We start from the raw sequence: 20,630 nt of genomic DNA, 5'->3' as shown, positions 1-20,630 counted from the left end.
AGTACCGCGTGTTAGTTGATTATGATGGGGTGATCTTATCGAATGTATCTGTTGCGCAGCATAGTTGGAGTGCGACCTGTGTTGAGTTCGTTGTAACTGGAGCACTAATTGCAGCGGCAGTCCTAGGAGCGGGTGACGCGCACGCCGAGCCGGCCGCCCTCCCATCGCCTGACCAGTTGACCAAACAGTTGTCGGTGATCTTCGATAACAACGCCAGCAGTGCGCAACGTACCTCGTATCTTGAAGGCGGCAATGCGGCGCTTCCGGTGGCAAATTTAATTGGGGGGCCGATTGCCGAACACCGTTCGATGGTGTCGTTGCAGGTCGAAAATCCAACGTTCGCAGGCGATCACCTCACCTCGCAACTGAAGATGTCGGTTATGGGCATGGGTTCTCAGCGTCGCCCATTGGACTGGGTCGAGCGGCGCGGAGTGTGGAAGTTATCGAACGGATCTCTCTGCGACATCTTCAACGAAACTGCCAGAGGCAACAGTTGTCCGCTGTGACAGAGACCTATCCGCTGTTCCGCAGCGCAGAGGCCAGGCCGCTCATCGTGAGCAGTATGCCGCGCTGAACCAACTCGGCCTGGTCGCCGGAGCGGTATCGCCGAAGTAGCTCAACCTGAAGGTGATTGAGTGGCTCAAGGTAGGGAAAGCGGTTGAACACCGAACGTGCCAGCGCCGGGTTGTCGGCAAGCAGATCGTCATGTCCGGTGATCAGTTGATGCATGGCGATGGTTCTGTTGTGTTCGGCCACGATCTTGTCGAAAACTCGATGCCGTAGGGCCTCGTCATCGACGAGTTCGGCGTAGCGCGCGGCCAACCCCATGTCGGACTTGGCCAACACCTGGGCCATGTTGGACAGCACGGTTCGGAAGAACGGCCACTGAATGTAGAGCCGCTGCAATACCTCCAGCCGCCCGTCGCCCTCCCCGATCCACTGCTCGAAGGCCGACCCGGTGCCGTACCAGCCGGGCAGCATGACCCGCGACTGGCTCCAGGCCAACACCCACGGGATGGCGCGCAGGTCGGCGATCGAGGTCGTGGGCTTGCGTGAGGTGGGCCGACTGCCGATATTGAGCGCCCCGATCTCGCTGACGGGCGTCGAAGCCTTGAAATACTCTACGAAGCCGGGTGTTTCGTGCACGAGCTCGCCATAGGCGCGCTGTGCCCGAGCGGCAAGATCGTCCAGTATCTCGTAGGCCGTGGTAGCTGCCTCGCCTAGACCCTCGACGTCGAGCAGCGTCGACTCCAAGGTCGCCGCCAGCAGTGTCTCCAAGTTGCGATGCGCAGTTCGCGGTTCGGCATACTTGGCCGCGATCACCTCGCCCTGTTCGGTGATACGAAGCGATCCTGATACCGCTCCCGGTGGCTGAGCCAGGATCGCGTCATAGCTCGGACCGCCGCCGCGGCCCACGGTTCCGCCCCGACCGTGGAAGAGCCGCAATCGAATTCCGGTCCTGCGCGCCGACTCCACCAGATCCAATTCGGCACGGTAGAGCGCCCAGTTGGCGGCCAGGTAGCCGCCGTCCTTGTTGGAATCGGAGTAACCGAGCATCACCTCTTGGCGCTCGCCGCGGGAGGAGACCAGTGCGCGATACAACGGAAGTTCCAGTGCGGCTTCGAGAATCGTTGACCCGCGTTGCAGATCATCAATGGTCTCGAACAGCGGCACAATGCCCACTGGGCATCTTGGCTGCGGACATGACGCATCCAGTAGGCCCGCCTCTTTGAGCAGTATCGCCGCCTCCAACATATCCGAAACCGATTGACACATCGAGATGATGTAGTTGGGGACCGCTCCTGGGCCATAGGTCTGGACGGCCCGCGCGGCGGCGGAGACGATGTCGAGTTCCTTGCGGGCTAGCTCGGAGAGCTCCGCACCCTCGCCGACTAGCGGGCGGCGAGTGCGCAGCTCGGCGACCAGCACCTCGATACGTTCCGATTCGGGCAGCGAGCGATAGTCGGCATGAACGCCGGCCCACGACAGTAGTTCGGCCACCACTTCTTCATGGATATCGGAGTTCTGCCGCATATCCAGTCCGCTGAGATGAAACCCGAAGACATGCACTGCTTCTCGAAACCCGCGCAGACGATCGTCGGCCAACACCACGCTGCCGTGCGCCCGCAACGAAGCGTCGACGACGTCAAGGTCATCAAGGAGTTCGTGCGGCGTGAGATATGGACTAAGGCCCAGGTCCAGATCATGCTCCGGCATATCGTCAAGGATCTGGGCAGCCGTCGCGGTGAGCCGCGCATGAATCGTGCGCAGAGCGCGGCGATAGGGCTCATCGGCTCGGGCGGTCTCTCCGCCCTGTTCGGCTAACGCGGTCAGGTCGTCAGAGACGGTGACCAGTCGGGCCGATAGAGAGAGCTCCTGTTCCAGCGCCACCAACTGTTCGAAGTAGTAGGAGATCGCCGTTCGTGCGGCACTGCTCGTCGCCAGGTGCACCACCTCGGCGGTCACGTTCGGATTTCCGTCCCGGTCGCCGCCGATCCACGAGCCGGGTCGCAGAATCGGCTCGGCGAGCAATTGAGCGTCCGGCCAGCGATGATGTAACGCCGTCCGGACCTCGGCATTGATACTCGGTATTACCTCGAAGAACGCCGCCGGGTAGTACCGAAGACCCACAGCGATCTCATCTTGAATCTTCAATCGGGACAACCGAATCAGGGCTGTCTGCCACAGCGTGAGGATGTGTCGGCTGAGCTCGCTCTCGATGTCGCGACCGGTTTCGGTTTGAGACAATCCGTGCATCCGGAGCCGCATGAGCTCGGTCACCCGATGCTGTGTTTCGAACACGGTACGCCGGCGGGTCTCCGTCGGGTGCGCGGTGATCACCGGGGATACCAGGGCTCCGGCGAGCAGGTTCGCGACAGAATATGAATCTAGCTGTGCTGCATCGAGTTTGAGGTAGGTGGCAGCGAGCGTACTGTTCTGCGGTGCAGCGTCGGCGGCGACGTGAACCGCCCGTCGGCGCTCCCGATGAATGTCTTCTGCGACATTGGCCAACAGCGCGAAATGGGTGAAGGCCCGCACGACCGGGATGGCCTTGTGGATATCGATGCCGTCGAACAGCTTTGCCAGCTCGGCGCGTTCGATCTCTGATCGGCGTACCTTGAATGACTCCACGCGAGCCCGCTCGACGAGTTCGAACACCTCGTCGCCGGACTGCTCACGTATGGTGCGCCCCAGGATCGATCCCAGTAGTCGAATGTCTTCACGCATCGGCTCGGTGGCCTCACGGCCTACCTGCGTTCGGGTAACCGCGCCGATCGGTGCAAGTTCCGCAATCTCGGCCATAGTGCCGAGTATCCGTGGCGAGAATGCTATCTGCACGCCAAGCGCCAGGTTTACGGCGCCACCAGGCATTTTGGCTAACGATACGGTGATTTTCGAGAGCACCTCGTCAGAACCCACTCCGGAGCTAGCCGACGGTCGCGCAGACAGAGCCGGTCCGTCGTGACAGACCGCGGCGATGAGATGACCCTCGCCATGCTGGTCCGAACCGAGATGACCGCAGCGTCATCACGGAACGGGTCCTCGTGACCGGCGTCGGCTAGGCCGCGACGTCAGCTGAAGCGGACGTTCAACGTCGCCAGGCCGAAGATCTTCTTCCCACTGGACTTCGCCGCGACCACGATGACACCGGTGCGGGTCTCCGGATCCAGCGACTTGATCTTGCCGCTGAACTCGATGTCCGCGCCCTCGGCGGCCGACACGATCGCCGGCGCGGATAGCCGCGCCGCGTAACGGGTAACCGCACCGGGGTCGCCCGACCATGCGGAGGCGAATCCGGCACCCAAACCCATGGTGAGCATTCCGTGGGCGATCACATCGGGCAGACCGGCCAGCTTGGCGATTTCCTCGTCCCAGTGAATCGGGTTGGCATCGCCTGCCACGCCGGCGTAGTTCACCAGATCGCCGCGAGACAGCCGTGTGTGGTGCACCGGTAATTCTTCGCCGACCTTCACCTCGTCGAAGGACGGCGTACCCGGTTTGCGGGTCGTGTCCTCGGCGATCCGGAACTCGCCCTCGGGGCGCACCGTCTTCTGGTAGTCGGCCTCGGATAAGCCGATACCGGAGAAGTCCACGTCGTGCATCATGGCCCTCTGCACGGCCGCCATCGTCCCCGGATTGATGTCGTCGGCGGTGACGCCGACGACGGTGGTGTGCAGGGTGTGCACCCGTTCGCCGGCGGTGTCGGTGAACGTGTTGGTCACCGTGATGAGGTCTCTGCCGGCCATCCTGCGCACGGATGTCAGTTCGACATCGATGTGCAGTTCGTCACCGGCCACGATCGGGCGGTGCTGCTCGAAGACTTCTTCGGTCTGCAGGTAGGTGTCGTAACCGACGACCACGGACTCGAACATGCGGCGATTGCAGGCCATGGCCGGGGTCGACGTGAACGTCAGTGGCGCCACCAGACCCGAGTAGCCCAACTCTGCTGCTGCGGAGGCATCCCAGTGCACGGGGTGATAGTCCTGCACCGCACGGGCGTACTCGCGCACCTTCTCACGGCCGACCAGATAGGGGCCGTCCATCTGGTAGTAGTGGCCGACGCGCGCCTCGAGTGCCGACGCTTCTGCGGGTGCAGTCATGGGTGTACTCAACTTTTCTATCGGTCTGTTCGCTGATGCCGACGAAAGCACAGTAGCGCGCGGAGGTCGTAGTCCGGGTATCTCAACGTCCATCCCCTCGTCCCCCGCATGTGGTTCATGTGGGAGACGATGACGACCATTTTCAAAGGCGGCGATAGTCACTTCGATCGATATGTCCGACTTACATTCCGCAGAGGCATGCGGTTGTAAAGTGAAATGCGTGCTTTCAAGCATTTGAGAGGCGGAAATTAGGCGGATACTCACCGCCGCCTCCGCCGCCAGTAACTGCTGAGAAGCCGTGGTCAGAGGTTGTGCCCGTAGGAAGAAGGGAGGGCGCGCTATGACAGCCAATATTCGAGGCGCCGTTGCAGTGGCCTTTGTTGTAGCAATCACAGGTGCCTACCAAGTCTCGATTCCCGATATGTATGCGACGCACGAAAATCGCGCGAGCTGCGAGAGGGTCAACGTCTTCGGTGATTGCGAGCAGGACCCGCCCAGTCAGCAGGACGGCGGAGATAGCTGCGTGCTCGTCAATGCTTTGGGTGCTTGTGAGAGCCAGCAGGAAGTGGATGACCCGCCACACACAATGGACAGGTAGCCGCAGGAGAGTTGCCCGCCTTTGGGCGCATAGCGGCGGGCGGGGTGTGATTTTTGGGGTGCGTCATGGGGTGGCTGGCGATCATGGCGTGCAGCCGCTACTTTTCTGAGGTGATTTCTTCAGCTGTCGGTGCAGTCGGGCGGCGGATCGTCCCCTTCCTGGTCGTTGCGTGCATGGGTCTCTTTGTCGGCCCGGTGGCCAAGGCGGATAACCCGCTGGACGGTCAGGGGTTCTACGTCAACCCGAACTCGGCGGCCATGCGCGCCGCGCAGGGTGCGCCACAGAGCCCCGAACTGACGACCATCGCCAACACGCCGCAGGCGTACTGGATGGACAACGTGTCGACTCCCGGTGTGGACGCGAAGTACATCAGTGCGGCCCAGGCCTCCGGTGCTACGCCGGTGCTGGCTCTGTACGCAATCCCGCACCGCGACTGCGGCAGTTTCGCTGCCGGCGGGTTCGGATCGGGTGATGCGTATCGAGGGTGGATCGACGGCGTTGCATCCGCCGTGGGTTCCGGTCCGGCGGTGATCATCCTCGAACCCGACGCGCTTGCGATGGCCGATTGTCTGTCAGCCGGCCAACGCCAGGAACGCTTCGAATTGATGCGCTACGCCGTCGACACGCTGACCCGCAATCCGGCCACTGCGCTTTACGTCGACGGTGGCCACTCGCGCTGGGCAAGCGCCGACACCATGGCTGCCAGGCTCAACGACGTCGGCGTGGGCAAGGCCCGAGGGTTCAGTCTCAATACCGCGAACTTCTTCACCACCGACGAGGAAATCGGTTACGGCGATGCGATTTCGGGGATGACGAACGGCGCGCATTACGTGATCGATACCTCGCGTAACGGCGCCGGACCGACCAACGACCAGCTCTACTGGTGCAATCCCAGCGGCCGGGCGCTGGGTACCCCGCCCACCACGGCCACCGCGAGCCCGAATGTCGACGCCTACCTGTGGGTCAAGCGCCCCGGTGAATCGGACGGGAGCTGCGACCGCGGGGATCCTCGGGCGGGTGCCTTCGTGAACCAGTTCGCGATCGATCTGGCCCGCAACGCGGGTCGGTAAGGAGCCGGACGCTGTCGCTCTTAGACAGATTTGATCACCAGATCGTCTCTCTATTGCTTACAGAGGTGGACGATCCGGTCGATGCTCGCGTCCTTGATGCCGCTGCTGAATTGATTGGCCGCGACGGCGAGCAGGGTGTGACCATGCGCGCGATTGCCGCGCATTCGGAGGTCAGTCGCGCCACCGTCTTCCGGCGATTCGGAACGAAGAACGTTGTCGTCAACAGAGTGATCCTGCGCGAACTCCGAAAGTTCGTGCTGGGCACGCTCGCAGCCATCGATGAGGGTGTCGGTCCCGCCGCTGCCATCGCAGAGCTGCTTACCCACGCTATCCAGTTCTCGCGTGTGAACCCGGCCTTTCGCCGACTGGTGGCGGACGATCCGCAACGGCTGGTGAACTTTTCGAGGTCGAGCGAGCTGGGTGCCATGGATTTGGCGCGTGCGCTCGTTGCGACCGTCCTCGTCACCTCCGAACCGGGATCCGCGCTGCCGATCGATGCGATTCACCTCGCCGACATCGTCTGTCATCTGGCCATCGCGTATGCGCTGGTGCCGGATTCGAGCATGGACGTGGAAGATACCGTCGAGTTCCAGCAGGTGTTTCTCCGATTAGTCGGACCCGCGCTGGGTGCTCACCGCGATACCGACTGAGCCTGCGCGGCTGTAACGGGAGTCTCGTGGGTCGTCGAGGTGATCCGGTGCTGCCGAGCCGATCGCGAATAGATGCACAGAAGCGGTAGCGCGGCGTTGGTGATGGTGACGGCGATCCCCAACAGGAGAAGCGTGGAACGGGATGCGCCGGTGTTGAGCGCCAGGTACATCGGCCAGGTGGCAATGAATGCCTGGAGACCAAATGCGATGGGGACCAAGGGGATAAGCAGCAGTCGTTGCCTTCCCGCGAGATGCGGCATCGCGATCAGCACGGCCCATCCGCCGACGACGGCGAGTGCCCCGTTCTGGATCAGCACGTACAGGGGTAGTCCGAGCACCAGCGTGGGATTGTCGCCGTAGTAGGTCATCACGTCAAAGTGGATGGCGGTCATCTCCATAGCGGCATCGAAGAGGCTGAAGACCACGATGATGACCAACAGGCGCGCCACACCCAGCCCGGTGACCAAGAACCGGTAGGCGTAGTAGACGGCGGTCGCGAAGAACATGGATTCGCCGACGAAGACGTATAGCGGGATGTGTCGTCCGAATAGTTCGAACACTAAGAGCGGAGTGTTCAACGGGTAGAACGTCGCGCCGAGGATGTCGCCGAAGGGTTCCAGGAATCCGCACAGGGCGCCGCCGGTCATCAGGATCAGCGGCAGCCAGTCCTTGGAGCGAACGCCCAGTCGCACCGCCCACGCGAACGTTGCGACGAACGAGACCACGGTGAACGCGAGAAATCCCCACGATGCCGCGACATTTGCGGTCATCTCGATGGGGATCGGCGGGTGCTGGAACTGCATGTTTCTCTCCTGAAGTCGGCGACAATAACGCCTCCGTGGCGCTTTGAGGTGCTCTGTGAGATGAACCAATGGGAAAAGTCGCATGCGACCTTCTATTGGTGATAGTCTCATTTGAGACTTTAGATAGTCAAGAGTCGCATCAACGCTCTATCGAGTAGCGGCGGGCAGATCTGTCGCAGACAACGGAGGCACACGATGGCGCAGCCGATGACGAGCACGTTTGGAGACGAGCAGGAGGCAGGCCGGCTTGACGTCGACAGCGATGAGGTTGGCCGGTGGGCGACGGGCCGGCGCAGTGTTCTTGGTGCATTGCGCGAAGACCCGTTCTGGCCGACTCGACGCCCGCTGCGTGTGGCGTCGAGCATCGTCAACGGCTCTGGACGTCCCGGCCCGATACCACCGGGACCGAAGGGGCTGCCCGTCATCGGGTCGTGGATTCCGTACTACCGCAACCCATATGAGTTCCTGCGAACCAGTGCCGCGAAGTATGGGGACGTGTTTCGCGTGCCACTACCGCTGCATGACCTGGTTGTGGTCAGTCACCCGGATGATGTTTCGTACTTCATGGACAGCACCACCGGGAACTACAGCATGTTCGGAACCACGCAAGGGCTGTTTCGGCAGATCGGCCGGTCGGTACCGACTTTGGAGGGCGAAGCGTCCAAAGAACGCCGTCGGATGCTGTTGCCGATGTTCGGTCGCCGCCACCTGTCGCGGGTCGCCGACACGCTCGTCGAGGAGTTCGTCAGCAGGATCGATCGCTGGTCGGTGTGGGCCGGAACCGGTCAGTATGTCGACCTGCAGCACCAGATCGCTCGGGTGACGCTCCCGACCTTTCTCCGCACGATGTTCTCCACCTCGATATCGGACGAAGAGATCGAGCAGATTGATACGGACATACGCGCCACGATGCGCCTCGGCGCCACCTATCTGCTGCTGAGCCCGCCGCCCAATCTGATCCCCTTCCCCGGAGTCGAGAGTGCGCCGCGTTCTCTGCTCCGCCTGGTGATGCAGATGAAGCGAATTATCCGGCGTCGCAGGGAGAACCCCGTCGACAAGCCGGACTTGTTGAGCATCCTGTTGGAGGCGCGCTATGACGATGACTCGGCGCTCAGTGAACGAGACCTGATTGCCGAGCTCATCGTTCTCATCGCGGGTGGATACGAGACGATCGTTGCGGCACTGTCCTGGACACTGGCCCTGCTGCTGCGTAACCCGGAACATCTCGAACGCGTGTACGGCGAAGTCGATGCGTTGAAGGGTGCGCCCCCGGGTGTGGCCGATCTGCCGAATCTGAGCTGGCTCAAAGCCTGTTTCGACGAGGGGCAACGCCTCCAGGGTGCACCGTTGAACTGGCGATTTGCCATGCAGGAGGACGAGATCGGGGGATACGGCATACCGCGGGGCACCTTCGTGGCCACCTCGCTGTATGTCGTACACCGCGACCCTCGGTGGTGGGGTGACGATGCGGACCGATACGACCCCAGGCGATTCGCAGACCCTGCGCGGGCACGGTCGCGGCCACGGCTCGCCTTCATGCCATTCGGGTCAGGTCCACATCACTGTGTGGGCACCGGTATGGCGTACATGAATGCACAGTTCCTGCTGTCGATCATCTTTCAGCGCTACCGGCTGAGCGCCCCCGTCGGATGGAATCCGGAGCACAGGTTCGCCTTCTCGACCGTCATCAAGGGCGGGCTCCCGGTGACGATCACCCGGATATGACGAAAATCTGTGCGCACCAATGACTCTCATCTCAATTGACCAGGATATGTGCATGTCCTCGGAGTACTGTGTCCGTTCGAATCCGGAGTTGTTCTCCGTGGACGCCGACGGAGTGGCCCAACTCGCCGGCGGCGGTGCCGGTCCCGCCGAGCTAGCGGAGGCACACCGGGATGCGGCAGTCGCGGCCGCCGGAGTGTGCCCGGCCGGGGCAATCGAGATATCGAACCGCGAGACGGCTTAACCGGCAACGGAATACCCCGCGTATCCGTCAGACCGTTCTGGCGCGCGTCTCCGGATGATCGATTCCCCACGAGATGATCCGGTGGGGCGTGATGCGGATGACGTCACCGCTCAGCCCGCCATCTGTGCTGCCCTGACCCGGCAGCACCTCGGCCGTTCCCCGGATCTCCACGCCCCGCGCCCGGGGCGGCGTCACAGAGGTCACCTCGTCCACGATGAACGCCACCCGTGGGTTGTTGATCACGTTGCGCCACTTTTGCGTTGACGCGAGTGCGTGACCAACGATATCGATCGACCCCTCGCCTGGGCCGAGGTGCACGCCCACCGGCCTGATCTGTGGATCACCATCGGGGCCTATTGTGCACAGGCGACCGATGGGCTGTTGGCGCAGGAATTCTTGTTCACCTGGGGTGAAGGCCATGACCGGGTCCCTCAGGCCTTGTGGGCGATCACGAGATGTCCGGGCAACTGCACGCTCGCCGGGCCGGCTCCCGCCTGCAGACGTGCGGGGCGGATGTCCTCGACCCGCCAGTGCTTCGAGACCACTTCGCGCAGTTGGTCTTCGGTGAACTGAGTGGGTGCTGGCTCGGCGTGATCCGGGAACGCACCGGTACCGAAGGCCAGGATGTAGAACGAGGCGCCCGGTGCCGCCGCGCGATGTACCGATTGCAGGTATCCGTCCCGCAGCTCCGCGGGCAGCGCATGCAATAGGCCGCTGTCGAAGATGGTGGAGAAACGACCGTCATGGCCGGTGAACGAGCTGATGTCGGCCTGCTGAAACGTGGCGGTGGGCAAACCGCGTTCGGCGGCGGCGGCCGTGGCGGCCTCGACCGCGGTGGGTGTCAGGTCGATCCCGACGACGGTGTGTCCACGTGCGGCCAGCGCGAGTGCCAGTTCGGCGTATCCGCAGCCGGCATCCAGCACTTCGCCGCGCACGACCCCGGCTTGGTCGATGAGTGCGGCGTATTCGGGTTGCGGCTCACCGATGTTCCATGCGGGCTTGTCTTCTTCCCGGTAGGCGCCATCCCAGTCGATCACGTGCGTCATCTGTTCGTCCCTTCTCGTCGGTACTATTGACACAATAACTCAACGCTTGTCTACTTTTATTCCTGCGAGGATGTCCACATGCCTTCACCAGCACCCGAACGCAAGGGACAGCGGACGCGACAACGAATCCTGTCGGCCGCCCGGCGGGTGTTCGCCGAGGTCGGGTACGAGAAGGCCACCATTAGGGGTATCGCGGCCGCGGCCGACGTAGACAAGTCGTCGGTCATCCAGTACTTCGGGACCAAGAGCAACCTCTTCCGCGAGGCCGTCCACTGGACGATCCCGGTGGCGGAGCTGACGGTGACGGACCCGGCGGAAACGGCTGAGAACTACCTCCGAGGGCTGCTTTCGGGATGGGCCGCAGAGCCGAACGGCCCGATGGCGGTTCTGCTCCGCAACAGCATGACCAGCGAGGATGCGTTGGAACTGTTGCGCGAACAGGTCACCGACCATGCGGTGAGTTCGGTGGCGGCCACCATTGACGAGCCTGACGCGCGGCTGCGAGCGGCGCTGTTGAGCGCCATGTTGATGGGGATCGCCAGTCAGCGCTATCTCCTGCGTCTGCCCGATCTGGCGGCCGCCAGCGACGACGAGATTGTTGCGCTGACGGTGCCGCTGCTGACGGCTCTCATCTCGCCCGGAAGCGCCGCCGGAAGTACGACAATTTTGGGTGAGCCCGAGACCAGTTAGCGGGCCCGATTCGCTGACTTTTTTGTTACCAAACCGTGGGGAATGCGTGACCGAAACGGCAAGCGCGCCCGCTACTTCGGGTGTTGATGCGTCCTTACGATCACATCATTCATGACGAAGTGGTCATCCCAGAGGGGTCGGGTCGATGAGGGCAGTTCTTCACATGGTTGTCGCGGTGTCCGTGGTCGCCGTGACGCTGGCAGGGCGTACTACCGGCATCGACACTACGGCTGTCAGCCTGCCGCTCGATCTGGATGTCAGGTCGATTGCGCCCGCACCGGGCAAGCCGGTGGGTATCGCGCATCCGGTGGTGGTGACATTCAACGGACCCATCGCCAACCGCCAGGCCGCCGAGCGCGCCCTGGGGATCACATCCACGCCGGCCATGACGGGCACGTACGAATGGCTCGACAACAATGCCGTGCAATGGATTCCAGACCGGTTCTGGCCGTCGCACAGCACGGTGAGACTGATGGTGGGTGGCAAGCCCGCGGAGATCTCGACGGGCCCGGCCCTCATCGGTATCGCGAGCATCTCGCGGCACACTTTCACCGTGTCCTACGAGGGAGTGTGGAGGCGACCATCCGAGGGAACGACGGGATTACCTGCGCCGCACCATCTTCCTCGTATGGGCGAGGAGGGTGTCTTTCCGGCCTCTATGGGGCGGCCGGAGTATCCGACCCCTGTCGGCACCTACTCGGTTCTGGGGAAGGAGCGTTCAGTGCTGATGGATTCCAGTAGCGTCGGCATTCCCGTCACCGCTGCCGACGGCTACAAGATCGACGTGGAGAACGCCGTCCGCTTCACCAGCCGCGGCCTTTTCGTGCACTCGGCTCCCTGGGCCGTGCCGGCGATGGGCTACGAGAATGTCAGCCACGGCTGCATCAGCCTGACTCCGGCGGCCGCCGAGTGGTACTTCAACAACGTCAATGTCGGCGATCCGGTGGTCGTGCAGGAGTAGTAGCATATTCGTTTGAAATCCGTAGTAGCGCAGAATGTTTGGAACGTAGGGGATGCCTTAGGGCCTTATGTGCAGTCGCGTGATGGAGCCGCGGAAAGGCCGAGTAGCAATGATGCCGAGGCTGCTGTCGGCAGCCTCGGCATCATCGAAGAATCGGATTCGGCGACGATTAGCCTTGCGGGCCGGCCGGAGTCGGGACACCCGGTACCGGAGCACCCGGAACCGTAGAACCGACGGGCGCGCCCTTACCGGCAAGCACAGGCCCTGCGGCCACCGCCCCATCCAGGGGTGCTGCGGCAGGTACTACGGGTGCCGCCGGAACTACAGGTGCTGCCGGCACGACGGGTGCTGCGGGAACAATGGGAGCGGCCGGAACAATGGGAGCGGCGGGTGCCGCGACAGGTCCCGGCAGAATCGGCACGCCGGCTACGGGTGCCACTCCGGCGGCGGGAGCGCCGATCAGCGCACCCTTACCGGAGCCGCCGGTACCGTCTTCGACGGCGTAGTGCGCACCGGCGAATGAGTCTGCGACTGCGGCGGGCGCCAATGCTACGACGGCCGCGCATAAACCAGCGCTGGCAATTACCTGAATAGCCAATCGATCAGAGATGACCGCCACCGACCCGACTCCCTAGCTTATGCGTGTAAATCACGCTGATGAAATTCTCTGACTGAACTTTATAACGCTCCTAAAATGGCGTCCAGCTGACGTTCAGGTTGGTTATGAAGTTGATGCGAAAAATGAACTACTCCCGTGATCTAATAGGCGCACGGCGGTGATCAGATGTTAAGCACTGGTTATGCTAACAGGCATGTCAGAGGGCGCATCTCGGTAGTGCTGGGCGCTCGTCCCGGTGAGACGGAACCGTAACGGAAACGTATTCAATACGCGCTTCTTGTCGTGTATGCGGGCACGTATGTGCAGCGAATAAATCGCTCAAATTTGTGACAAGCGGGATGAATTTAGAGGTTCACAAAAGGCGTGCGAAATGAACCTGGCGTACAAATTCCCGCTCCGAAATTCTGCATCCGCCGTTACTCAAATTTGAATCCACGAATGCGTTAGGGGCTAGGACTTTCCAGCCGCACTTCGGCGCGTGCTCGTACCTGTCAGTGCTTTGGCGGTCGCAATACGTGCGAACCCAGCCGCGAGAACCCCTTGACCCGCACTCCGCGCAGGTGGCGGAGAGTGAACTCGCGGTGGCTGGTCAATGCGGCGGCGGCGCCGTCGTCGAGAAGTACCGTGCCTGGGCGAGCGACGCCGGTCAGTCGCGCGGCGACGTTGACCACGGTTCCGTAGAGGTCGCCGAAGCGGGTCAAGACCTCCCCATATGCCAGACCTACGCGGATTTGAGGCATGTCCGGAATCGTTTGTGCCGCTTTAGCAATCGCGGTATTCATAGACAAGGCGATACGTGCGCCCTCGTCCACACTCGCGGCGGCGAACATGACCTCGTCGCCGACGTTCTTGATCACCCAGCCGCCGTGCGTGGTGATGGCTTCGGTGAGGGCAGTCTCGAACGCCTCCAGAAGGTTGGTCAGCTCAGTGGATTCGAGGTGGCGGGACAGGCGTGTGTAGCCGACCATATCGGCAAATCCGACGAGTAATTGCCTTGTGGTGCTACCGGATTCAATGGAACGAACGAGAGATGCCGCCAAATGTCGCTGCCACGCATACTCCTGCAACTCCGTAAGCGTGTCGATGGTTCGCGCGACGGCGTTGACGTTGAGCTCGGGCGTGGAGTCGCCACCCCCGGCCGTGATACGGCTTTCGATCTCACGAGTGATCAAATCCGCCTGCCATTCGGCCAATCGCGCCATGGCCTGACCGAGAGTACGGGCGGCGGCGATCTGGCTTTTTTCGTCCGCCTCCGTCACCGGACCCAGCGACGCGAAGGTGCGCACCGCGGCGATGTCGGCGTCGGTGAAGGCAACCTCGTCATCGTTCGCGGCCGCCGTAAAGCCCAGCGCCACCCAGAGTTTCCGGGCGCGTTCCACAGAGACCCCGGACAGCTCAGCCACTTGCGCGCGGGTGTACCGGCGCGGTCCTCCGAGTAAGGACTGTTCGATCGTCGCGTCGACCACCTCGTTGAGCCCGCCAGACTCGACCATCTCGCTAGTACAGCACAAGCGGGACCGGCTAACCAGATGTGCTCTGGCAGTGTCAGGAACCTTGACTTGATCCCGGGAAACCCCGAGTATCTCCAGGGAGATTGCTCGACAGTGAGGCAAAGGGACGGCGCGATGAACTGGAACTTCTTGGGGCATAACTGGCACCTCTTCGGGTACCTGGCGGTTTTCGCCTTCGTGGCCCTGCTGGCCTTCGCCACGTGCATGTTCGTGTACACCACGCGCCTGCGGACCCAAGCGTCGTCACCGCTGGCGGACAGGGTGGGTGGTTACCCATTCATCCTGAAAAAGGTGCGCAAACGCGAGCAGATGTCGGCGGACGAGCTCCACTTTGCGCGGCAGGCAATTGCCGATCGGGGGTCGTTGTGGGCGTTCTCCATCCCGGCCACCATCTTCAGCCTCGGCTGCTTCTACGTGCTCGGCAGTCTCGAACAACTACACGGCGCCACCCCCTCCGAGCGAACGTTTCTCGGGGTGATCCCGATGATCTCGTCCATCAACATCACGGCGCAGGTACTCAGGATGAGAAGGCTGAAGGGGCGTCTGCCGAGCGCGTCATGAGGCCCATCTGACGGACTCTGGATGCGGTAAATGTTGGTCCGCGCATTCCCAGGTTGTGCTGATAGCATTTCCGACCGTACGAATGTCAGTTTCATTGACATGTGCGGGATGTGAGGTGCGGAAAGGTGGTCGGGTGAGCCCACGTTCGGTTGGCAGGACGGCCCTGGCACGAGCCTGGATGCCCTTGGTCGCCGTCATCGCGCTCGGTGTGGCGGGGGGCTCGATGTTGAAGGTTCACCAGCTGTCCGCTCCTGGACCCGTGATCACCGTCAACCCACCGCAGGCACCGCCGGAGTTCACGCCCAAGACGCTCACGTACGAGATATTCGGCTCGGTCGGGAACGGCGGGATGTTGAGCTATGTCGATATCGACGGTCACCCACACCAGGTTGACCTGACCGCGCTCCCGTGGTCTCACACGGAGACGACGACTCTCACCGTGGTGTCGGGCAGCATCTCCGCACAGGTGCACGGGGGCCAGATCGGTTGCCGGATACGAGTGAACGACGTTGTCCGCGACGAGCGGTCGGATGATCATCAGGATGCGAACGTTATGTGCAGGGTGAAGTCGGCATGAGCGAGCACCGGGTGAAGCGACCGTTCGTCGCTCGGATGGTCCGCATCCTGGCTGTACCCATCATCGTGTTCTGGGCCATTGTCGCGGTGACGACGAATACGTTTGTGCCGCACGTGGAAGATGTCGCCACGGAGCTCGCGGGGCCGATGATTCCGCACTATGCCCCGTCGCAGCGGGCGATGCTGCAGATCGGTGAGAAGTTCCAAGAGTCGACGTCCACCAGCTTGACCATGCTCGTGTTGGAAGCCGACCGGCCCCTCGGCGATGCCGATCACCAGTACTACGACGATCTGGTGCGCAGGCTGAAGAACGACACCGAACACGTGCAATACGTGATGGACACCTGGGGGAAGCCCATCACTGCGGCCGGGGCGCAGAGCCTCGATGGCAAGTCCGCGTTTGTCTTGTTGCGATTGGCGGGTGATATCGGCCAGATGCAGGCCAACCGCTCCGTTGATGCGGTGCGCGACCTGATCGACAAGGACACGCCACCGGCCGGACTCAAGGTCTACGTCAGCGGCGCGGCTCCGCTCGCCTCGGACACGCTGAGCGTCGCTAACTCGAGCCTCAACAACATCACGATCGTCACGATCTTCCTCATCATCTTCATGTTGCTGATGGTGTACCGCTCCGTCACCACGATGCTGGTGCCGTTGTTCGGAGTTCTGGTCGAAATGCTGGTTGCAAGGGGAGTTGTCGCCACCCTCGGGCACTTTGGGTACATCGAGCTGTCCTCGTTCGCCGTCAACATCGTCATTTCGCTGACGCTTGGTGCGGGGACGGACTACGGCATCTTCTTGCTGGGGCGCTATCACGAGGCGCGGAACGCGGGGTTGAGTCGAGAGGAGGCGTACTACGCGGCCTACCGTGGGGTCTCCCACGTGATCATCGGCTCAGGCCTGACGATCGCGGGGGCGGGTCTGTGCCTAAGTTTCGCCCGGCTCAACTACTTCCACACCATGGGTCCGGCTGTCGCCATCGGCATGCTCTTGACCATCGCGGCAGCACTGACGCTCGGACCGGCCATGTTGAGCCTGGGCAGCCTATTCGGGCTCTTTGACCCCAAGCAGAAGGCCAAGGCACGTCTGTATCGGCGCATCGGGGCGAGCGTGGTGCGCTGGCCCAAGCCGATCCTGGTGGCAAGCACCGCGGCTGTTCTGGTCGGGGCGGTTTTTGTGCCGACTTACCAAGTGAACTATGACGATCGCGCCTACCAGCCGGCGGACGCTCCGGCGAAGGAAGGTTTTGCGGCCGCAGACCGGCACTTCCCGCCGAGCAAGCTGTTCACCGAGATGCTCATGGTTGAGTCGGATCACGATATGCGCAACTCGGCCGATTTCATCTCCCTGGACCGGGTCGCGAAAGGCCTTGTCCGGCTTCCCGGTGTCGCGATGGTGCAGAGCATCACTCGGCCCATGGGGCGCGCACTCGAACATGCCTCTCTGCCTTACCTGTTCACAACGCAGGGAAGTGGGAACGGGCAACAGCTCCCGTTCACCAAGGCGCAGAACGCCAATACCGATAAACAAGCCCAGATCATGGCGCATTCCGTCGCGGTGCTGCGACAAACCGTCGACCTGACGCAAAAACTGGCGGACGAAATGCACAACACCGTCGTGACGATGGAAGACATGCAGCAGGTCACCCAAGACATGAACGAGAAGGTCTCGAACCTCGACGACTTCATGCGTCCACTGCGCAACTATTTCTATTGGGAGCCACACTGTTTCGATATCCCCGTGTGCTTGTCCTTTAGATCGTTGTTCGACATGCTCGATAGCATCGACAAACTGGCGGCCGACATCAAGGATGCGGTGGGCTCCCTCGAAGCCGTCGACAAACTGTTGCCTCAGATGGTGTCGCTACTGACGCTCACGGCCAACGACCAGGAGGCCTTGCAGGCCCTCATCGTCAATACGTACGGGCAGACGAATCTGCAGGCCACCGCCACGGACCAGACCTTCGACGACATGATCAACGTGGGTAATGACTTCGACAAATCCCGCAGTGACGACTTCTTCTATATTCCACACGAGGCCTTCGACAACGAGGACATCAAAACCGGTATGACGCTGATGATGTCGCCGGATGGCAAGGCTGCCCGGTTCATCGTCACCCACACGGGAAATGCCATGGGCCCGGAAGGCATTGAGCACGTCGACGATTTCCCCGATGCCGTCACGACGGCATTGAAGGAGACCTCGCTAGCAGGCTCCAAGGTCTACATCGGTGGCGCCGGGTCGAACAACAAGGACATCAAGCAATACTCGGCGTCCGATCTGCTCATCGCCGCGATTGCAGCCTTCACATTGATCTTCTTGATCATGATGGTCATCACGCGAAGTCTGGTGGCCCCCTTCGTCATTATCGGCACGGTGGCCTTCTCGTTCGCGGGGGCGTTCGGCCTTTCGGTGCTCATCTGGCAGCACATCGTCGGTCTGCCGCTGCACTGGCTGATCCTGCCCCTGACGTTCATCATCCTGGTAGCGGTCGGCTCGGACTACAACCTGCTGTTGATCGCTCGCCTCAAGGAGGAGACGCACGCCGGGTTGAACACGGGGCTGATTCGGGCGCTGGGAAGCACCGGTGGCGTGGTGACCTCCGCGGGTTTGGTTTTCGCCTTCACCATGTTAGCCATGCTGTCGAGCGATCTGCGAACCATCGGCCAGGTGGGCACCACGGTGTGCATCGGCCTGTTGCTCGACACGCTGATCGTGCGCTCGTTCATCGTGCCGTCGCTCGTCAGGCTTCTGGGGACGTGGTTCTGGTGGCCGACAAGGGTTCTCGCTCGTCCGCGCCGGGAATCTGCATCGCCCTGACACGGGCACGTAGCCGGGCTCGGCGCCGCCAGTGCCAGGTGCTGAAGCCGGTGAGGGCAAGCAGCAGTGGAGCCATTCCTAGGATGAACCAAAATGCGCGCCAGTAGCCGTTGACTGCAAGGCCGAAATGGGCAGCAGGCCCGGCCCATTCGTCAGCGAGGGTATTGGACGCAGTCGGAGGCTTTCCGCGAAGGACCTGCACGTGTCCGGCATCGTGGGCGTCTACGCTCACCGAACGGTTCCCATGGTAATTGGGGCTGTGTGCCCGTAGGTCTGGTCCGTCACGGTCGAGCAGGTCGACGGTGTAGAACGGATTATCGTCGTCCGGCATGCCTATCCAGGTCACCTCGGCCCCGGGGAAGTTGCTTGCGGCGGCGGCCGCTGCCCGCTCCACACTGACCTCCTGATCACCGTGCCCCCCTTCGGGGGCATTCAAGACGGGCTCGTAGGCCCGGCCACCGGTCATCGAGTACCAGAGGTTGGTGAGTCCTGGGATCTCGAACTGCAGCCCGGTCAGCCCCCAAAGCAGCAGCGGTACGGTCGCGGTGATGCCGATGAGGGCATGGAGATCGAAATCACGGGCGAACCGCCCGAAGGCCCACCGGACACGCAAAGCGTTGCGCAGCTTGCGGATCGCCTTCCACCAGATGAATGGCGCGGGAATCACCAGCAGTAGCAGGATGAGAGCTGCGAATGCCAGCAGCGCCGATCCCCAGGACAATCCCGAGAACGCGCTCAGATGCGCCAGCGGGGTCGGCTGGTCCAGGAATGGCAAGTAACCGCTGTAGTCATCACAGGTGAACCCGCAATCGTGCATGTTCACCAGGAACCCCAGCATGCCGGCGCCGAGATCAACTCTCCCGTTGAAAAGGCCGGTCCCCGCATCGACGAAGAAGGTGTCGTGCGTGCCGGACGAGGCGCTCAGCAGGTACACGCCGTCTTTGAGAGAAGCACTCGCAATCTGGATTTCGGGAAAGCGGGACTGTACTTCGGCGATCGCCTGCGCGAACCCAGCCGGTTCCGCGGTGGGTGTGGTGTGGAACATCTCGGGGTGCAATATGCGAACCAGCTCCGGCTGGTACACGAGGAGGGCACCGCTGGTGCTGACGATCACCACCAGGAGCCCGCAGATAAGACCCACCCAACGATGGCTCAGCACCAAAGCGCGCCGGGTTCTTAACGACACACGGCGGCGACGGGTACCGCTGCGCGATACGCGGGATGTAGACACCTTCTCCTCCAGAACCCGCACCGACGGTTACCCGGGAAGTAACGCTAGCGTCAGTCGATCTTGAAAAGGGACGTCCCCATCGCCTTCGCATGGTGCCTTACGTCCTCGGTCTGCGCAGGATGGTGATGGACTCGTCGATCTTCTTGAACGTGGAGAAGGTCTCCGTCGGCACTCCGAACACCGCGGCCAACACATCGGGTGGGAGCTTGCTGATCGAGGCGCCAATCCCGATGTCGTCCTTACCTTCTGCGGTGCTGGCGTTGAATACGATCAGCAGCTTGAGGTCTTCGGTGCCCTTGTTCTCGAAGTAGTGCAGTGATCCCTGTGGTGCGAAGACGACATCGCCGACACGGGCGTCGAAGGTTTCGGCGTGTCCCTCCGGGTCCAGCAGCGTCCACTTCGCGACGCCGCTGGTGATGATGTTGATCTCCCAGGCGCTGGGATGCCAGTGCGGTTCTCGAATTCCACCCGGTTGCAGGGTCACCATGACGATGCTGGCCTGCTGTCCGGTGAGGATGGGGAAGTTGCCCTCATGAGCTTGGCGCAGATCGCCACCGTCGAAGGTGGTCGGTGCCAGTGCGCCGAGGTGAAACATGTGTGGCTGTGCGGTATTCAGTTCGGCGGGGATGCGTGGATCCCCGAACCGGGCGGCGTCGTCGGTCACGATCTCTTCCTTCTGGTTGTCGTGGGAGCGCGGGGAGAAGAGCGCCCGATCCGCACCGGCACCAGCGGCGGCCGCGACCCCCGCCACGCCGACGCCGCCGAGCATGGTGCGTCGATTAATCGGCTTCATCCCGTCACGGTATGACTGCGCGCACTGATAGCGAAAGACGATAGAAGTGATTACTTCAAACTGAAACAGCGATTAATACCCGCCGTCACGGGTCCGTCGCACCTTCTCGTTTGATGGGGGCTCTATATATGAGC

General features: G+C 62.2%; 20 protein-coding genes. 11 read left to right on the top strand and 9 right to left on the bottom strand.

The window, feature by feature from the left end:
* Positions 1 to 176 precede the first annotated feature (176 nt).
* Positions 177 to 506 (top strand): hypothetical protein, encoded by a 330-nt coding sequence (locus MLB1_RS10250; RefSeq protein ID WP_219602618.1) that lies wholly within the window; start codon positions 177 to 179, stop codon positions 504 to 506.
* A gap of 7 nt (positions 507 to 513) precedes the next feature.
* Here the strand turns inward: MLB1_RS10250 and ppc are convergent, their stop codons facing one another.
* Positions 514 to 3,303 carry a phosphoenolpyruvate carboxylase gene (gene ppc, locus MLB1_RS10245; RefSeq protein WP_180749508.1) on the bottom strand — a complete coding sequence of 930 codons (2,790 nt, stop codon included), beginning with the start codon at positions 3,301 to 3,303 and terminating at the stop codon, positions 514 to 516.
* Between the two features lie 269 nt (positions 3,304 to 3,572).
* Positions 3,573 to 4,601, bottom strand: a complete 1,029-nt coding sequence (locus MLB1_RS10240; protein ID WP_180749507.1) for a fused (3R)-hydroxyacyl-ACP dehydratase subunits HadA/HadB — start codon at positions 4,599 to 4,601, stop codon at positions 3,573 to 3,575.
* 340 nt (positions 4,602 to 4,941) lie between these two features.
* Here MLB1_RS10240 and MLB1_RS10235 point away from each other — a divergent pair, with 340 nt between their 5' ends.
* From MLB1_RS10235 to MLB1_RS10225, 3 genes are all read left to right on the top strand, one after another.
* Complete coding sequence (locus MLB1_RS10235; protein ID WP_180747724.1) at positions 4,942 to 5,199, top strand: hypothetical protein; 258 nt, start codon at positions 4,942 to 4,944, stop codon at positions 5,197 to 5,199.
* 65 nt (positions 5,200 to 5,264) lie between these two features.
* Positions 5,265 to 6,269, top strand: a complete 1,005-nt coding sequence (locus tag MLB1_RS10230; RefSeq protein WP_371750581.1) for a glycoside hydrolase family 6 protein — start codon at positions 5,265 to 5,267, stop codon at positions 6,267 to 6,269.
* A gap of 65 nt (positions 6,270 to 6,334) precedes the next feature.
* Positions 6,335 to 6,919, top strand: coding sequence for a helix-turn-helix domain-containing protein (locus MLB1_RS10225; RefSeq protein ID WP_358148843.1), 585 nt, complete (start codon positions 6,335 to 6,337; stop codon positions 6,917 to 6,919).
* Here the strand turns inward: MLB1_RS10225 and MLB1_RS10220 are convergent.
* Positions 6,901 to 7,722, bottom strand: coding sequence for a hypothetical protein (locus MLB1_RS10220; protein WP_255485639.1), 822 nt, complete (start codon positions 7,720 to 7,722; stop codon positions 6,901 to 6,903). The genes MLB1_RS10225 and MLB1_RS10220 overlap by 19 nt on opposite strands.
* Positions 7,723 to 7,929: 207 nt before the next feature.
* Here MLB1_RS10220 and MLB1_RS10215 point away from each other — a divergent pair, with 207 nt between their 5' ends.
* Together MLB1_RS10215 and MLB1_RS10210 are read left to right on the top strand one after the other, a co-directional pair.
* Complete coding sequence (locus MLB1_RS10215; RefSeq protein WP_255485638.1) at positions 7,930 to 9,447, top strand: cytochrome P450; 1,518 nt, start codon at positions 7,930 to 7,932, stop codon at positions 9,445 to 9,447.
* A gap of 19 nt (positions 9,448 to 9,466) precedes the next feature.
* Positions 9,467 to 9,688 (top strand): ferredoxin, encoded by a 222-nt coding sequence (locus MLB1_RS10210; RefSeq protein ID WP_180749505.1) that lies wholly within the window; start codon positions 9,467 to 9,469, stop codon positions 9,686 to 9,688.
* Between the two features lie 27 nt (positions 9,689 to 9,715).
* Here the strand turns inward: MLB1_RS10210 and MLB1_RS10205 are convergent, their stop codons facing one another.
* The gene (locus MLB1_RS10205; protein WP_180749504.1) at positions 9,716 to 10,108 is read right to left on the bottom strand and encodes a PPOX class F420-dependent oxidoreductase; all 393 of its coding nucleotides are present in this window, start codon (positions 10,106 to 10,108) and stop codon (positions 9,716 to 9,718) included.
* 11 nt (positions 10,109 to 10,119) lie between these two features.
* Positions 10,120 to 10,734, bottom strand: coding sequence for a class I SAM-dependent methyltransferase (locus MLB1_RS10200; RefSeq protein ID WP_180749503.1), 615 nt, complete (start codon positions 10,732 to 10,734; stop codon positions 10,120 to 10,122).
* Between the two features lie 78 nt (positions 10,735 to 10,812).
* Here MLB1_RS10200 and MLB1_RS10195 point away from each other — a divergent pair, with 78 nt between their 5' ends.
* Both MLB1_RS10195 and MLB1_RS10190 read left to right on the top strand, forming a co-directional pair.
* Positions 10,813 to 11,424 (top strand): TetR family transcriptional regulator, encoded by a 612-nt coding sequence (locus MLB1_RS10195; RefSeq protein ID WP_180749502.1) that lies wholly within the window; start codon positions 10,813 to 10,815, stop codon positions 11,422 to 11,424.
* A 163-nt stretch (positions 11,425 to 11,587) separates the two neighbouring features.
* Positions 11,588 to 12,385 (top strand): L,D-transpeptidase family protein, encoded by a 798-nt coding sequence (locus tag MLB1_RS10190; protein WP_180749815.1) that lies wholly within the window; start codon positions 11,588 to 11,590, stop codon positions 12,383 to 12,385.
* Positions 12,386 to 12,554: 169 nt separating this feature from the next.
* On the opposite strand, the gene MLB1_RS10185 is transcribed toward MLB1_RS10190, so the two are convergent.
* Positions 12,555 to 13,004 carry a hypothetical protein gene (locus MLB1_RS10185; protein WP_180749501.1) on the bottom strand — a complete coding sequence of 150 codons (450 nt, stop codon included), beginning with the start codon at positions 13,002 to 13,004 and terminating at the stop codon, positions 12,555 to 12,557.
* Positions 13,005 to 13,495: 491 nt separating this feature from the next.
* Entirely contained in the window at positions 13,496 to 14,497 is a 1,002-nt protein-coding gene (locus tag MLB1_RS10180; RefSeq protein ID WP_180749500.1) for an adenylate/guanylate cyclase domain-containing protein, read from the bottom strand.
* A 132-nt stretch (positions 14,498 to 14,629) separates the two neighbouring features.
* Between MLB1_RS10180 and MLB1_RS10175 the strand changes: the two genes are divergently transcribed.
* The 3 genes from MLB1_RS10175 to MLB1_RS10165 all read left to right on the top strand — a co-directional run bounded on the left by MLB1_RS10175 (position 14,630) and on the right by MLB1_RS10165 (position 18,472).
* Positions 14,630 to 15,076: a hypothetical protein gene (locus MLB1_RS10175; protein WP_180749814.1), complete on the top strand. Its 447-nt coding sequence runs from the start codon at positions 14,630 to 14,632 to the stop codon at positions 15,074 to 15,076.
* A 178-nt stretch (positions 15,077 to 15,254) separates the two neighbouring features.
* Complete coding sequence (locus tag MLB1_RS10170; RefSeq protein WP_180749813.1) at positions 15,255 to 15,653, top strand: MmpS family transport accessory protein; 399 nt, start codon at positions 15,255 to 15,257, stop codon at positions 15,651 to 15,653.
* A gap of 35 nt (positions 15,654 to 15,688) precedes the next feature.
* Positions 15,689 to 18,472 (top strand): RND family transporter, encoded by a 2,784-nt coding sequence (locus tag MLB1_RS10165; RefSeq protein WP_180749811.1) that lies wholly within the window; start codon positions 15,689 to 15,691, stop codon positions 18,470 to 18,472.
* Here the strand turns inward: MLB1_RS10165 and MLB1_RS10160 are convergent.
* Both MLB1_RS10160 and MLB1_RS10155 read right to left on the bottom strand, forming a co-directional pair.
* The gene (locus tag MLB1_RS10160) at positions 18,396 to 19,658 is read right to left on the bottom strand and encodes a PepSY-associated TM helix domain-containing protein (protein ID WP_180749812.1); all 1,263 of its coding nucleotides are present in this window, start codon (positions 19,656 to 19,658) and stop codon (positions 18,396 to 18,398) included. The genes MLB1_RS10165 and MLB1_RS10160 overlap by 77 nt on opposite strands.
* Before the next feature lie 142 nt (positions 19,659 to 19,800).
* Positions 19,801 to 20,496, bottom strand: a complete 696-nt coding sequence (locus MLB1_RS10155; RefSeq protein WP_180749499.1) for a cupin domain-containing protein — start codon at positions 20,494 to 20,496, stop codon at positions 19,801 to 19,803.
* Positions 20,497 to 20,630: the final 134 nt, after the last annotated feature.

Origin of the sequence: Mycobacteroides sp. LB1 (assembly GCF_013449725.1) — a bacterium.
Classification (GTDB): Bacteria; Actinomycetota; Actinomycetes; order Mycobacteriales; family Mycobacteriaceae; genus Mycobacterium.
This window is presented reverse-complemented; position numbering and strand designations above follow the sequence as displayed.